The sequence below is a fragment of the Halodesulfovibrio sp. genome, from assembly GCF_015482765.1.
In the GTDB taxonomy this organism is placed as follows: domain Bacteria; phylum Desulfobacterota; class Desulfovibrionia; order Desulfovibrionales; family Desulfovibrionaceae; genus Halodesulfovibrio.
On the sequence record NZ_JADMLB010000023.1, the window covers coordinates 1 to 14,849 of the forward strand.

Annotated in this window: 12 protein-coding genes and 1 pseudogene; 4 read left to right on the forward strand and 9 right to left on the reverse strand. The window is 42.8% G+C overall.

Annotated elements, in window-relative coordinates; all coding sequences use genetic code 11:
* Nucleotides 1-401 precede the first annotated feature (401 nt).
* A complete protein-coding gene (locus tag QZY95_RS03945) occupies nucleotides 402-1,208 on the reverse strand; it encodes an EFR1 family ferrodoxin (RefSeq protein ID WP_290919578.1) in 807 nt (268 codons plus the stop codon).
* A 228-nt stretch (nucleotides 1,209-1,436) separates the two neighbouring features.
* Here QZY95_RS03945 and QZY95_RS03950 point away from each other — a divergent pair, with 228 nt between their 5' ends.
* The 4 genes from QZY95_RS03950 to QZY95_RS03965 all read left to right on the forward strand — a co-directional run bounded on the left by QZY95_RS03950 (nucleotide 1,437) and on the right by QZY95_RS03965 (nucleotide 7,001).
* Nucleotides 1,437-2,975: an ATP-binding cassette domain-containing protein gene (locus tag QZY95_RS03950; protein ID WP_290919580.1), complete on the forward strand. Its 1,539-nt coding sequence runs from the start codon at nucleotides 1,437-1,439 to the stop codon at nucleotides 2,973-2,975.
* Between the two features lie 22 nt (nucleotides 2,976-2,997).
* A complete protein-coding gene (locus QZY95_RS03955; protein WP_290919582.1) occupies nucleotides 2,998-3,813 on the forward strand; it encodes a competence/damage-inducible protein A in 816 nt (271 codons plus the stop codon).
* A gap of 319 nt (nucleotides 3,814-4,132) precedes the next feature.
* The gene (locus QZY95_RS03960) at nucleotides 4,133-6,457 is read left to right on the forward strand and encodes a mechanosensitive ion channel domain-containing protein (RefSeq protein WP_290919584.1); all 2,325 of its coding nucleotides are present in this window, start codon (nucleotides 4,133-4,135) and stop codon (nucleotides 6,455-6,457) included.
* A 34-nt stretch (nucleotides 6,458-6,491) separates the two neighbouring features.
* Nucleotides 6,492-7,001 (forward strand): YgjV family protein, encoded by a 510-nt coding sequence (locus QZY95_RS03965; protein WP_290919586.1) that lies wholly within the window; start codon nucleotides 6,492-6,494, stop codon nucleotides 6,999-7,001.
* A gap of 69 nt (nucleotides 7,002-7,070) precedes the next feature.
* Here QZY95_RS03965 and QZY95_RS03970 read toward each other — a convergent pair whose 3' ends face one another.
* From QZY95_RS03970 to QZY95_RS04005, 8 genes and pseudogenes are all read right to left on the reverse strand, one after another.
* Complete coding sequence (locus tag QZY95_RS03970) at nucleotides 7,071-7,580, reverse strand: A24 family peptidase (protein WP_290919588.1); 510 nt, start codon at nucleotides 7,578-7,580, stop codon at nucleotides 7,071-7,073.
* Nucleotides 7,581-7,619: 39 nt separating this feature from the next.
* Nucleotides 7,620-7,823, reverse strand: a pseudogene (locus QZY95_RS03975) (prepilin peptidase); the annotation flags it as partial.
* 82 nt (nucleotides 7,824-7,905) lie between these two features.
* On the reverse strand, nucleotides 7,906-11,628 hold the full coding sequence (locus QZY95_RS03980) for a CFI-box-CTERM domain-containing protein (RefSeq protein WP_290919592.1): 3,723 nt from the start codon (nucleotides 11,626-11,628) through the stop codon (nucleotides 7,906-7,908).
* A gap of 24 nt (nucleotides 11,629-11,652) precedes the next feature.
* A complete protein-coding gene (locus tag QZY95_RS03985; RefSeq protein WP_290919594.1) occupies nucleotides 11,653-12,144 on the reverse strand; it encodes a prepilin-type N-terminal cleavage/methylation domain-containing protein in 492 nt (163 codons plus the stop codon).
* A 9-nt stretch (nucleotides 12,145-12,153) separates the two neighbouring features.
* On the reverse strand, nucleotides 12,154-12,588 hold the full coding sequence (locus QZY95_RS03990) for a type II secretion system protein (protein WP_290919596.1): 435 nt from the start codon (nucleotides 12,586-12,588) through the stop codon (nucleotides 12,154-12,156).
* Between the two features lie 75 nt (nucleotides 12,589-12,663).
* A complete protein-coding gene (locus QZY95_RS03995; RefSeq protein WP_290919598.1) occupies nucleotides 12,664-13,140 on the reverse strand; it encodes a type II secretion system protein in 477 nt (158 codons plus the stop codon).
* A 13-nt stretch (nucleotides 13,141-13,153) separates the two neighbouring features.
* Nucleotides 13,154-13,600, reverse strand: coding sequence for a type II secretion system protein (locus QZY95_RS04000; RefSeq protein ID WP_290919600.1), 447 nt, complete (start codon nucleotides 13,598-13,600; stop codon nucleotides 13,154-13,156).
* Between the two features lie 26 nt (nucleotides 13,601-13,626).
* The gene (locus tag QZY95_RS04005; protein ID WP_290919602.1) at nucleotides 13,627-14,847 is read right to left on the reverse strand and encodes a type II secretion system F family protein; all 1,221 of its coding nucleotides are present in this window, start codon (nucleotides 14,845-14,847) and stop codon (nucleotides 13,627-13,629) included.
* Nucleotides 14,848-14,849: the final 2 nt, after the last annotated feature.

Here is a 14,849-nt window from a genome sequence, read left to right on the forward strand (position 1 = left end):
CAGCATCATATGATCTACGTTTTCGGACACTCACTTTCATCTCCTCTTTCATTCAGGATAATGGCTTAACTATGTGTCCACAAGTTTGTAGCAGGATCATAGCTTTTTCATTTACTATTGTTTAATAGCTAACTCTTACTGTTCCAAGTAGCGAGTTTCGATTCAATAAGAAAAATAATTAGCTAAATATCACATACTAATCTTCCTGAGTAGACAACTTGAAGGGGAGCTTAATCCATCGAGGTATTATGAAAGCTGTGGCGTTTGGGAATGAAGAGAAGGCGGTGCGAGGTTCGCATCGTTTAATGGCACACTTGACTGAAGCTGCTTTTCGTAAAGCTCGATAGTGTACACGATAAAAATAAAATGCCCCTTTCGGGGCATTTTATTTTGTATAAAGGCTAATTAGCAAAGAATGTTACAGGCTCTTTGCGCTCTCCGCACATTTTACTCAATTTGCGGGCAATATCCATCATTGCGCCTTCTTTCATGCTTCTCGCATGTACTGGACAGGCTTTAATGCACGCACAGCAACGAATGCACTTATCAAGATCGGTTGTAGTCGGTAGCGCTTTGCTGATCGCTCCGGTAGGGCAGACTGAAGCACATACGCCACATTCCGTACAGTTTTCTCCAATCTCAATAAAATCAAGCGGTGCACCTTTGCTACGCTCTTTATAAGGGCGGTTGCCCGGCACAGAAATTTCTGGAATTTGTGCATTTGGCTCAAAGGAATCTATAACTTTTTGAACCGCAGTGCCAAAAGCGCTTGCTCTTTCCAGATCTTGTTTATCAGGCCGTGCAACAGCGATAGGGGTTCCGTCGGCAGAAAAAGAATGCTCACCAATGAATGCTGCACAGGCAACAGGAACACCACCTTGCTTTCTCACTATATCTTGCAGCTCAAGCAAGGCATCATCATACTCCCTGTTTCCGTATACTGCGACGCAGATGGCCGGAGTTCCGGCAAGAGACATTTCTTTTAACCAGTTTTCTGCAAGCACTGGCAATCTTCCGCTGTATACAGGCATTGCAACAACAAGGAGTTCATCGTTTGCAGTCTGTAATGGCTTCTGGCGAACTTCAGGTTTCGTCATATCCACTAGTTCAAATTCATTAATGGAAAGTCCGTCGCTAATTGCTTGGACAATAGCGCGTGATGTACCGGTCGGGGAAAAGCAAGCCAGTTTTGCTGATGTAATTTTCATATAACTCCTCCTTGGAGGCGTGGAGTATAAGACTGAAGGCGAGTTGTGTTAACCAAAAAATATAAAAAAGAGTAGGTAACCTGCTTAGTCGGTTATTACTGGCAATATTGAATTGCCAATTTTGTTACGGGAAATTACTAGTAGATTCTTTACGGCAATAAAAAACAGTTCCTGCCTTCCAATCGGGGAGGAAGGTAGGAGTGACAAATATTACTATGCGGATGCGAAATGAGAAAACAACCTCCTTACTCACCAATCCTGACGCTTGAAAATGTAAGCGTTCGAAAAGACCAGACCATGGCTCTTTCTAATGTATCGTTTGAACTGGGTACTGGCCAACATTGGGCAGTTATTGGTGGAAATGGTGCGGGGAAAAGTACGTTTCTTTCCCTTGTCAGGGGAGATATCTGGCCGACTCAAAATATGGGACGCCGGCTCTACATAGACACTAATGGTAAGACTTCTTTATCACCAATCGGGTTTCGTGAATTCACCACTACAGTTTCAGCAGAGTTGATTGATCACTATCTTCTTCTGGATAGAGTGTTGAATGGTAAAACACTTTTGATGACCGGTTTGCACAACACACCATTAATCTATACCCGCCCTACAGAGCAGGAATGGGAAAGAGTCTATGAATTAGCGGGCACAATGGGAGTTACTGAGTTGTTAGACAAGCCGCTTCCTGAATGTTCAAGTGGACAAATCAAACGGCTTTTTTTAGCGCGAGCCATGGCTTGCAACCCCAAAGTTCTCTTTTTAGATGAATATGTCGATGCCCTTGATCGTCCATCAAGACTTGAAGTTATGAGCCGAATTGACCAAATGGCGGATAATGGTGTTCAGATACTATGCGCAACACACAGAGCAACCGAACTTCCCGATTGTATCAACCGAATTTTATTACTTGAGAAGGGAAAAGTTCTCCATACAGGAGTACGAACCATCAAAGGGAAAGATTGCCTTAAAGGCTCATGTGATGAACCTGAAGATGTGGAGCCTCTTGATAACACCGCCCTGAATCCAGATGCCATTACGCAGACAGCTGCAATGGATTTTTCTCTTCTTCCTCCTGCCCGAAAAACAGATGAAAAGGCTCCTGTTATTGCGCTGAAAAATGCTACCGCAGGAATTGTGACTCACACCACCCTCACTATAAACAAAGGGGAGCGATGGATTTTCACCGGAGCGAATGGTGCCGGCAAATCTACACTTCTTCGAATGATTGCAGGAGAGCTTCCAGCAGCACTAGGGGGTGAAGTCCGTTGGTTCGGGCAAGAGCGAATTCCTTCTGGTGGTGAATACAAAAATTTTTGGGATATTAAACAACGCATAGGCATGGTTACTCCTCGCCTTCAAACTCTGCATCGTATGGAAATAGCGGTGCAAGACGTTATGTTATCTGGTTTTTGGCAGCATGTCGGACTATATAAAACTCCGACACAAGCTATGGAAAAAATTGCTTTAGAAACACTTTCTGCGCTGGGAATTGCAAACCTTGCTGAGCGCAATGCAAATACTCTTTCGTATGGGCAATTACGAAAAGTGATTATTGCCCGCGCTCTAGTAAATAGTCCCTCTTTATTGATTCTTGACGAGCCGTTCAGTGGATTAGACGCTCCTTCGCGTAAGGATTTACGAACTATTTTGAACGGGCTGGCCGATCAGGACTTAACGATGATTCTTGCAACGCACCATCCAGAAGAAACTGAGGACTGGGCTACCAACAAGGCTGTTATTGCTGATGGTATTGTTACCGTTGAGTAGAACCAGTTGTGTGATGTGTATTATGAAACGAACTGCAAATGTTGAAATGTTGATTGTCGGTAATGAAATTTTAACTGGCGACATCCAGGACACAAATTCAAATTGGCTATGCAAACTGATGCATGAGAAGGGCGGTAGCGTTAACCGCGTAACAGTTATTCCCGATGTGCTTGATACAATTGCTCAAGAAGTACGCGCTGCCGTTGAACGTGGCGTGGATATTCTTTTTACATCCGGCGGGCTTGGGCCTACATCTGATGACCTTACTTTAGAAGGAGTTGCCATTGCCGCTGGATGTGGAGTAGAAATCCATCCTGATGCCTTGGAAATGTTGAAAAAACAGTTTCAGCATTTTTTTGACAAGGGCATCATTAAACAAACCGAGCTTACCCCAGCTCGCAAGAAAATGGCGTGTATTCCCCAAAATTCAGAACCGTTATTCAATACGGTTGGCATTGCACCGGGAGTACACATGAAAATAGGGCAAACATCCGTCGTCTGTGCTCCCGGAATCCCTTCCGAACACAAAGCTGTTGTGAATCAGGCTCTAGAGCAATTTTTTGGAGACCTTTTCGTGCAGGGAAATGCTCTTTCTCGTCGCATTACTGTTAATGACGGTGGAGAAGCATATGTTGAGCCTGTAATAACTCGTATTTCCCAAAAATACCCTGAAATTTATACAAAGTCCTTGGCTAAAGCCATTGGCAACAGCCCTGAATTGGATGTGATAATGACAATTTCCGGAGTTGGGAATAAAGAAGAAATGCTCAATCAAGCGTATGACGAACTATGTAGTGGTATTTCCGACTTGGGCTTTACGATAACGGCAAAGCCATAGCGTCAAAACATCACTAAGCTAGGATGTATCGTGTTGCTTAATGTTCGTAACATCCTGAAAAATAAAATATACTTCCTCGCATGACATGAAAACATATGCCGCTGCGGCTTTTCTTAAATGGAAAGCTTCAGCGGCATTACTTGTTGTAATAAAATAAATTTTTTAAATTGAGGCAAAGCTCCTTGTTTCGAAAGTAAATGCTATTATTTGTAATGGCGTATTGACGATTCTAACAGGTTAGATATTGTGCAAAAGGCTGTGACAAAATTGGTAGCTGTCACGTTTATCTCGAAGTTTCTAATGCGCAAAGGAATTCCTAATGAAGCGTTTGTTTTTTTTCCTATATTTCTTTTCTCTTTTGCTTGTGCCGCTGACAGTTTCCGCACAGACCGCCGAAGAACAGGCTCGTGACATCAATTCAGAACGACTGAAAGTATTGGCGGTTCTTGAAGATGAAGAGAAGGCGCTTCGAGAAGCTGGGGCAACTCAATTAAGTAAAATACGGGCAGAACTTTTTTCCAGTCACTCCACTTATCAACAAATTATTCTCAGCCAAGGCGTTGCCGGATCAACACCTATGGGGCTTCGTGAGGTGTATGCTCATCTGGCAAGTCTGAACAGCAAGCTGGTAAAAAATGTTGATATCCTCAAAGACCTACGCAGCCAGGTAGAGGCTCGAGTTGAAAGCCTTAACAGTGCAACAGGTGAAGTAAATACCAAGGCTCTCAAAAAAATGTCTCCAGAAATTGTGGGAGATGTTGATGGTTATTTAGGCCGATTGAACAAGCTTCAAGGAGCCTTAAAAAAACAACTTTCTCGAATAAAAAGAGAATTAGCCTCCGCTGAAAAGCTTCAAAAAAGAACCGCGGGGCTGCTTACAAGAATGGAAAAGGACTTGCCTGCCAAATGGAAAAATTACTTCCTTGCAGGGAAAAATCCTCCATTTTCACAAAATTTCTGGCAGCAACGCTTTTCTCCTTCTAACTGGTTCTCTTTACGGCTCCCAATCTGGCAGAGTCACTTGTCTGATGCTGTAGACGGACTAATGGGTAAAATTTTTGTCTTCACCATGATCCTCACGGTGCTTTCTACGCTTGGTTTTCTTGCGGGAAGACGTTTCCATATTGAGCAGGGTGAGAAACCTGAAGTACGAAAGCTCGGCGCTGCGTGGGGTGTCGTCTGTATCGGCATATCCATTTTATTGACCGAGCAGCATTTCTTTCCGCAAACAACAGGAGTAATCTCCATTGTAGGGGCAAGTGTTTATAGCTTTGGTACAATGTGGGTTGGAAATCTTATCCGACGAATCGTAAGCGACTATGCTAAACCATCGAGAACCCCTTTAACATGGCTCTTTGCTGGCGGCGGGCTCATTCTAGTTATCGGTATGCCAGAACAGTTAGTTATCCCGCTTTGGATTCTTTTGATTACAGCAGTTATCGCCGTAATGCGCGGGCGTTTTATCAAAATTACCGGCAGTCTTACACGACATCCTTGGTTCTGGGGATTACTGCTTTCAATTTTTATTGCTGTGCTTGGCTATGGTCGTCTTGCTGTCTTTTCTGGCATGCTTCTGTTTACCGCGTATTACACATACACCATCGGTATGGCAGGCACCTGCCTTGCTGTGTACGGTATTTCTCGTTTACCTGAAACCGGCTTGTACCCATTCATTAGAGCTCTTGTCATGGGTGTGTTGTCCCCGCTTATCTGGACAGCCTCTTTAGGACTTGCCTGTTTATGGCTATATGACTTTTTCGGGGCAGGGGTATTCAAAGCTACAGCCGGATTTACCCTTGGCTGGCAAGGATTTTCACTCCAATTATTTAACGTTGTCATGGTCGTAGCACTATTTTTCCTAACTCGCGCAGCCGTTGCTGTAATTCATACCTACATCAAAAGAACAGGGCAGGGGTGGCCGAGAGCTAAAAGAGGAACCATGCATTCTTTGCAGACCATTACATCGTACTCTTTATGGGCCTTATTCGGTGTACTGGCAATGAGCGTTCTCGGGGTTAACCTGACAAGCCTTACGGTTATCGCTGGTGGTCTTTCCGTTGGTATCGGTTTCGGAATGCAAACGATCTTTAACAACTTTATCAGTGGATTAATTTTACTGTTCGGCCGTTCCATTCAGCAGGAAGACATTATTCAGGTCGGTGAACTTTGGTGTACAGTTAAAAAGATCAACATCAGAACAACAGTGGTCGATACATTTGAAAATGCTACCATAATTATTCCTAACTCAGATCTGATCTCAAACCAGGTAACAAACTGGACAAAAGACAGCCCTACATTACGTCGTGATGTACTTATTGGTGTGGCATACGGGTCTGACACTGAACTGGTAAGAGAATCCTTGATGGAAATTGCCCGAGCGCATCCGCATGTATTAAAGCATCCAGAACCTTGGGTGCTATTTAGTGATTTTGGTGCCAGCAGCCTTGATTTCGTACTACGCGTCTGGATTGATGATATTGACTACTCACTAAAAACAATTTCTGAATTACGTTTCGAAATTGATAAAGAATTCCGTAAACATAATATCGAAATCGCGTTTCCACAAATGGACTTACATATTCGCTCTGCAGAAGGTCTTATCCAGCGGCCAACGTACGAAAGTACGATTAAAGAAACAGCGTAGTTAAAGCCGAAGTACAATATTCACAGGAGCCATATTGTCTTTCTATATTCTTTCTCAAGTCCTCGTGGGTATAGCTATTATGTTCGATATTCTTTCGTTCCAATTTAAGGAACGAAAGCGGATAGTGCAGTGCCTTTTTGTTTCTGGTGTGTTGATTTCAAGCCATTTTTTCTTACTAGGACACTACACAGCAGGTTTTTTAATGCTTGTGGCGACACTGCGTTACTTAACAAGTGTTTTTACAACCTCAAGCAAAGCTATGTGGGTATTCTTAAGTATGGCTGTTCTCGTTACAGTCTTTACATACGAAGGAGCCCTTAGCCTGCTAAGCCTTACCGGTACAATGTTTCATACAGCAGGAGCTTTTTCAAAACACGACAAGCGGCTACGATTACTTATGATTGTGGGTACTCTTTTTTGGATTCCCCATAATTACCTTGCATCTTCTCCGGTTGCAGTAGTCATGGAACTGCTATTCCTTAGCAGCAACCTTGTTGGGTTTTATCGACATTATCTCCGTAAACAAAGCCCTCTTCCCATCTAGCTATCCAGTAAAAAAGGCGTCTTTTCATATTATGAAAGGGCGCCTTTTTTTATATTTCGATAAACAAAGTTAAAGTAAAGCTTGAATTTTTGGAAGGTAGACATATGTGACACATGCTCCCAAAGCTAAAAAAGGGCCAAACGGAATAGGGGTTCGTGTGATATCATCCTTCCCTTTAAGGTAGAATAAGGCAAAGATAAGTGCGGAGATAGAGGCAATTAAAATTAGCCATGACAATCCTTGCCACCCAACAAATCCTCCTAGCATTACCATAAATTTCACGTCACCAAATCCAAGTCCGTCCATATTTTTCGCCAATTTGAACAGAGCTGCCACCGCCCAAAGAATAAAAGGACCAACGATAGCTCCTGAAAGTGAATCGGCAAAACTTGTAGAAAGGAGTCCAACATAGCTTGCTCCCAGCACAATCACAGCTCCTGAATATGTAAACACATTAGGAAGTAAAAAAGTACGAAGATCGATTGCTGAAGCAACAATACATATCCCGCCAATAAGCATAAGTATGATCCATTCTGAAAGCGTAGAAGCGCGCTGTAGAGACAGTAACGCCCAAGACATAGAGATCAACTCGAGCAAAGGATAAAAGATAGGAATTACGACGTTACAGTGCCTGCAACGTCCACGCTGGATAAGGTAACTGAATAAAGGAATATTTTCATAGATTGAAAGCTGATGACTGCACCGAGGGCAATAAGACCGTGCAGGAGAGAATATCGTTTGTGCAGTATCATATCGTCCTGCACAAACGGAGTAAAAACTGCCGAGACATAATCCTATAATTGCTGCAAATACCGCTGTCACTTCGATACCTACCTCACATTTTTCCGTAATGATCCGTATTGTTCAAATGTTTGTTTACTTGCACTACGCTGCCTTGCAGTGCCTACTCTTCCTGCTGTACCCCCGGTAAAAAGCCTTCAGGTGTGCGCTCGTAAAGTCGCAAGGCAAAGTCGTCAAAATATACATTCTCTGTTTTCCCGTCGCCAAAATCCCCAATTCCCATTGAATGAAGACCTAGTAGAAAACCATTCAGCGGGCTTGTAATTGGGGTAGGGGCGTCATTGGAGGGAATAAAAGAACCTGCCAAAGCAAAAATGTAATCATATTCACTGTCAGTCGCCGGAAAAACTATCTTTTTTGAAGAAGATATACCTGCTAGCTGAGCAACTGCTGCACCCGACTCGAGTAGCTGACTTGAGTAATTTTCAAATCGATCATTTTGTTGCCAAATGTTACTGGATGAATTCCCTTTGCGTGATTCCCAAAGTGCTAATAAGAAGGCATCACCGTCATCCGGCCAAAGAAAACTTGCTGAGCCTTGCGCAAATCGCGGATAAGCTGTCCGGCCAATAACTTTCACATCTCCTGTCGCTGTGCTGTTGCCATTAGGGGTCGCAAAGCTGGCACTTGTAACAACGACTTTATTTGCCCCTAACAAGTAAGGTAGGTCTGTTTTTATTGCGTTAAATTCTGTTACTGACGCTTGTAGCGTAGTCCAATCTTGAATCCAGAAACGATAGCTATGTTTAGCAGACAGACGCTCGGCACTTTCTACAGGAGTGACAAGAGATGGCACGGCACTAAAAAGAGTTTGTAGCCATTGAGGGAGTCCCTGAAAAAAATCACTTGGTGTAGCAGGGGATTTAAAAACATACCCTTGATGTTCTGATGAAAAATTTCCATTTGAATCTGTTGCATATGCCCCTGTATTCGGAGTACCCAGAATCCACCAATTGTTTCCAACGGCTGTACGGTTTAAGACGTTATATTTGGGAGAAAGAGCATACCCAACGTAAGGAACCGCAAATGCAGGACGATAATTCACACTCTGTGCTGTTAATAATATATTATTTGAATCACGATAACTGAGAAGAAGGTTATTCGTAGTGTTCCAGTAGATTTCAGGGTTAGAAAATTCGTAGTCTGTACTTTGAATACCGGTAACATTCCCATTAAAAATATATCCATCTTCATATGCTGCTAATGCATCTGTGGCTGTGGGGTATACATGCATGATGTATGTTGGGCCATCTAGTGGATTATCTGTAATACGTTTATAGAGAGCAAAGGCGGCGGTGGAGATACCCGCTAAAGGGTATTTTGATAGAAGTTGAGCTGTACTCAGAGTTATACCTGATGCAGAGAAGTCGCTCCCTGCAAAAGATTGCTCCCAAAAGATAAGATAAGGGACACCACTTACAATCGGAGTGTCGTTCCAAAACTGGGTATCAGAGTCAGAAATTTTATTGTTCCCATGGTTATCCTGAAGATCATCATAGATTCCATCCCAATCAGCATCTCCGCGTAATGAATTGTTATACTCACGCCCACGGTATGTATTTACAAAGCTCACTCCAAACATTGTCGTTAGCGATTCATTCTCCCTTACATGAAAACGAAATCCAAAGAGCCAGGAGCCGTACGTGTAGTCAGGTTCTGGAATAGGAATCCCGTTCAATGTCGTGTGAATCACATCATCATTTTGATCAAATTTAATCTTAACTTGCATGTCGTAAATTTGAAGAGATTCACCGCTTCCCCATGTATCATGCATTTTTAACATGTCTTTCACTGACTGGTTTTCAGAATCAAGTCCTGTAAGACTTTCAACAGATGTGCTTTGACTCCCCAGCCCTTCAAAGGCAACTGTCCCCCCAGTTGCAGCCAAAGCGTTATTGTCTGCTTCATTAGCACTTTTCTGATTTTCAATACTTTTTTCTTTTCCGGTAATCGTATTCCATCGTGAAGCAGACTCTTCCGGATTATCAAACGTTTCAGTAAAAGTTTTTCTAACCAGTCTGCTAACAACCATGAGAGGCTGGCTTTGAGTAATCGTACGCGTCATGGGTTCGTTCAACGCACCAATAGAACCTGTTGAAGTTATAATCGCATGATGTTGAAGAATGACGTCCGTTTTGAATGCTGTGATAGGAAAAGAAGCCAAAAACTGTGTCTGTCCGGGCACTTCTGACAGCCCCTCAAGAGTTCCAGAGGCATAATTGGCTTTTGCGTACATTGCATATTGCTCTTGCTTGCCGTTGTTAACAAGCACAACGCCATTTGAAGGCGGAAACAAAGAAACAGCAGAGCCAATTGAAAGATTTCCTCCGACTGAAAGTCTTGCAGCTTTTTTAGTAGCGCGTCCTGCGAACAGAATATCCTCGCCTCGCTGTACCGTAACTTCATTTGTTAAGGTGAAAATAAGCCCGTCACTACTTTGCGAAACTCCTGAAAATGGAACTATTATGCGAGAGCTTGCAAGGTAAAGATATCCTGGAGCATTTGTTCCTAAGTTGGGTGGAATTTCTCCCAACATGTTGCCGTAAAAAGAAAGCTTGGAAAATTTCCCCCCTGAAGAGGGGGCTTCAAACCAATAGGTCGCTATATCAAGGTGAATTGTTTGATCGGTGGGAGAAACACCGTCTTTTTTATCCGGCAACACAAACGTCTTGTTGTGAAGGTTACGCACAGCATTAGAAGGCTCACCATTATCATTTGCCAGCTCTTCCAGGTATACTTTCCCTGCATAACGAATTCCAGACTCCGCAAGATAGTAGGCTTTAGGCGAAAGAGAATAACTCACAGTGCCCAACACACTGGAGCCATACATATTGAGCATTGCAGTACTTAATAACGACATGAAAAGCATTGCTGCTATTATCCCCAACAAAACGCCACCTGATTCTCGTCTTTGTGTTTTAAGCACACCGTTTTTGGCAAGATTTTTTCCAAGAATGCAAAGTAGGGGGATACATAATAATCCGTACGGAAAAAACAAAGCGATGCATGCAAATCCGGCAAGAGGAAGTAGCACGATCCGACTTACGACTAAAAGAACTCTATTTTCACGAATTATTTTTGCTACAGCCGGAGAGTATTCGTAATAACATTCTATAACTTTCCTTCCACCACTCCATGTTGCTAAATACCTATCTCTGAATTGACGCAGAAGAAGAACCACTGGGCTATTGGGGCTTCCATATGTTGCAGTTGCAATAAAACAATTAGGTGAGGAGCCGAACCCTTTGTAGAGCCCATTAGAATCAAATTGTTCTGGGGCGTAAAAAACATTTCTGGGGATAAAGGTGGTTGCAAACTCGAGAGGAGTACCTGCGACATCCATTTTTAACTGAATGCGTATGAGCATTAGTTTATGAAGCCCCGACGCAGGAGGGGAGTCCTGCCAGCCTTCAGTATCAGTGCTATGATACTGGACAACAAAATCGGTAATATTTTTTTGAATAGGGTAGGTTCCTGCCGGAATTCGAAGATTATTGGAACCACTGTGCACTGTCTGAAGAATTCCAATTCCTGTTCGGGGATTTTTAACAAGAGATATTTGTTCTGAAATACTTTCATCGCTTCGCAAATACGTCACTTTGAAAGCATTTTTTCCGGTTTTAGAGATATTGGTAAGGTTACGTAGCATTTTCCCAAGACGCGCCATAGTGGCCTGACCACTTTGCGTGTTACCACTAATTTCTTTTGTAAAAAGATACCCTTTGGTCGCAGAAATAAAACCTGCCCCGCCAACTGTGGACAATATCCCCACAAGAGCAAGAGTGGTAACAAGTTCCAGCAACGTAAAACCATAGGGCTTATGCATGGTGTCCTCGAACAGACGGATTGATTAAGAACTTGGTACGGTAAATAAACTCGAAACGCTGGCGCCCTTCGTTGTTCCTGGAGAAAACAACGTTATCTCTAAAATTGAAGATTCATTAAGAGACGCACTGGAACAATTCTGACTCGTTGTTCCTGTTTCAACAAACTGACTTACACCGTCGCTACGCTCTATAGCTTTTAAAAAACGAATTCGTGCTGAATAAAGTCCATACCCCGAGGCCTCTGGATGAGAGACTTTGTCAGCCAAACGGCATAATGCTTGTGATTCACCAATAATTAGTCTGTTGTAATCAATAGTAATATTTTCCATGACCTGTTGCAGATTATATATTTCCTGAGTCTGCATAGCCGGCTCAACACTACCGATCATAATTTTAATACCAAAATTAGCCAGCATTGCTCCCATAATTGCGAGAATCAAAAGAGAAACAACGACCTCTAGTAGTGTGAACCCTTGATGAGGAAGAGAAGGATGAGGAATGTTACATGTTTTCATTCATAAAACCTATTGCTCTTCTTTTTTGAGAGGGACGGTAAGCGTTTTTGTTTCTGCACTTGTAATAATAGTACCATCTGGCTCGGTGTAATTACCGGTAATATAGATTTCTGTACCAAGTGCATCTAACGTAACAGAAAAACCATCTCCAAGGTCGAGAACACCGGAGATGCCGTCAAAATCACTACCGACCTCACGAAACAGCCGGTTAAGAACCACTGAACCGGCATTGATTTCGTTCATTTCATCGCCGTCTATCATGCAATCAGTGTAAGCATTTTTAACAAGAGAAACGCCTTCAGCTGTTGCTTGAAGCGCAGCTTTTCGCGCTCCTGAGTCTGTCGTTTTATTTAGATTAGGAATAGCGTAAGCGACAAGAATGCCGATAAGCAGTAGGACAACAATCAACTCAAACATCGTGTAGCCATTTCTTATAATCTTCACTGGCACCACCATTGAGTCCATTGCTTAGCAGTTAAAAAATGGGCAGGAGGAAATCCTCCCGCCCTGTTCTTCTAATCATTCGACGAAGCCTGTAGCTGGAATTACGGTAATCGTCTGTGTCTGTTTTTCCTTTCGAAGAGTAATGGTAAATCTTCTTGAAAGGGGAGTCACAGTGTTGTTTTCCATAAGACCGGGTACACCCCAGTTGTCGAATGCCAATGCAAAGGAGTTTCTTCCCGATGCAAACCGAATATCGTCAGCCATTCTCACTCGTGTGTCTCCATTAGGAAGTGTGACAATGTTTTTTGTGCTGACTGATTCGTAGTACATGGCATAACTATTTCCTGAACATTGGAGTATGTATGTATTTCCATACGCTAAGGCGCGAGCCTGTGTGTAGCGAATATACGAACGTAATGAATCTGCCTCTGTAATCAGCTCTGAAGAGCGTGATGAGATAGAATAAAACGCCGCACTGGAAAGAATTGCAATTATCCCAAAAACAGCAACTAATTCCAGAAGGGTAAACCCTTTTTCGCTATTACAACACATATACAGTTAACAACTATTGTCGGTTGTCATCCTGCTTTGTCGGAACGGTAAATGTTTTTGGCTCAGCGCTTGTAATAATGGTTCCGTCAGGTTCGGTGTAGTTACCGGTAATAATAATATCTGCACCATCAGCTGCAAAAGTTACTGAGAATTCATCACCAAGGTCAACGGTGTTTGATTTGGTATCATATTCGCCACCAAGATCGTCAGCCATGCGGTTAAGCAAAGTTTGACCAGCGGTTGCAGAATCGAGAGTCACGTCGTCCATCATGCAGTTTGCATAAGCGTTTTTAACAAGAGAAACGCCTTCTGCGGTTGCCTGCAAGGCTGCTTTTTTAGCTGCGGAATCGGTGGTGTCATACAATTTAGGAACTGCGTAAGCCGCTAAGATACCGATGAGCAGAAGAACGGCAATCAGTTCAACCATTGTGAAGCCATTTTCTAATTTTCTCTTAATCATAACTTTCTCCTAACAAGGTTTGTTTATCAACTCAGTGTTGCGCTCATATCCCACATTGGTAAGAATATGGCTAAAGCGAAGAAACCAATTAGACCGGCCATGCATAGGATGAGAAACGGACCTAGTAGCTGTGTCATTCGAGCAATTGCGTACTTTACTTCATAGTCATAGTGCATGGATGTTTTTGATAACATTTCACTCAATTGACCGGACTCCTCACCGATGACGATCATGTTCACCACCATCGGTGTGAAATATTTTGAATTACGGAGTGGGGCAGATATTCCTGAACCTTGTTGAAGGTTTGACTTCAAGCTTTCAAGTTCATGGGCTATCGCCTCATTTCCGATTGTTCCTGTTAAAATTTCCACACTGGTTAAAACATTAACCCCACTCTCCTGCAGTATAGCAAAAATTGAGGTAAAGCGGGACATCGCAGACTTTTGTATAACGTTCCCCACGGCAGGAATCTTCAAAATGAAAACATCTCTCCAATAACGCCCGTGCGGAGTACGCAACCAAAAGAACAAGCCTCCTACAATCGCAACAAATACGGGCAGGATAAGTGGCCACCATTTTTGTAAAAAAGCATGAAGTGTAATACATGCTTGTGTTTGCCACGGAAGATCTCCACCACTTTTTGAAAACATAGTTGCAAACTGAGGTATTACAATCGTCAGCAAAGCAAAGAAAACACCAACAAGTGATAATAATACGATTGCGGGATAGGTCATTGCCGACTGTATATCCTTTCGAACCTTATGCTCATGCGTAATAATGTCGATAAGCCTGTCCATAACCTCAGGAAGCCTGCCGCTGGATTCACCAGCCTGAATCATTGAACAGTACAATTTGTCAAAGATCTTCGGGTGCCTTTTAAAGGCTGTACTCAACGGATAGCCTGATGCAACATCATTTTCCATCCGTTCTACTGTCTGACGTAATTTCACATTTTCTGTCTGCTCACGAAGGATAGACAGTGTCTTTAAAATAGGCACACCGACACGAAACATTGTACAGAACTGTTTTGTGAACAGAATGATTTCTCTCGGCTTCACTGACGTCATTGCCATTAAAAATCGGTTAATCACGGTTATAACGTCTAAGTCAGCAGCACGAATAGAACCTGTAAGTAGAATTCCACGTTGTTCAAGAATGCGTTCGGCTTCTTCCGCTGATGAAGCTTCTATTGTTTGCTTTGTAAGTTCTCCTGAGGGGGAAACTGTTTCGTAAGAAAATTTACGCATAA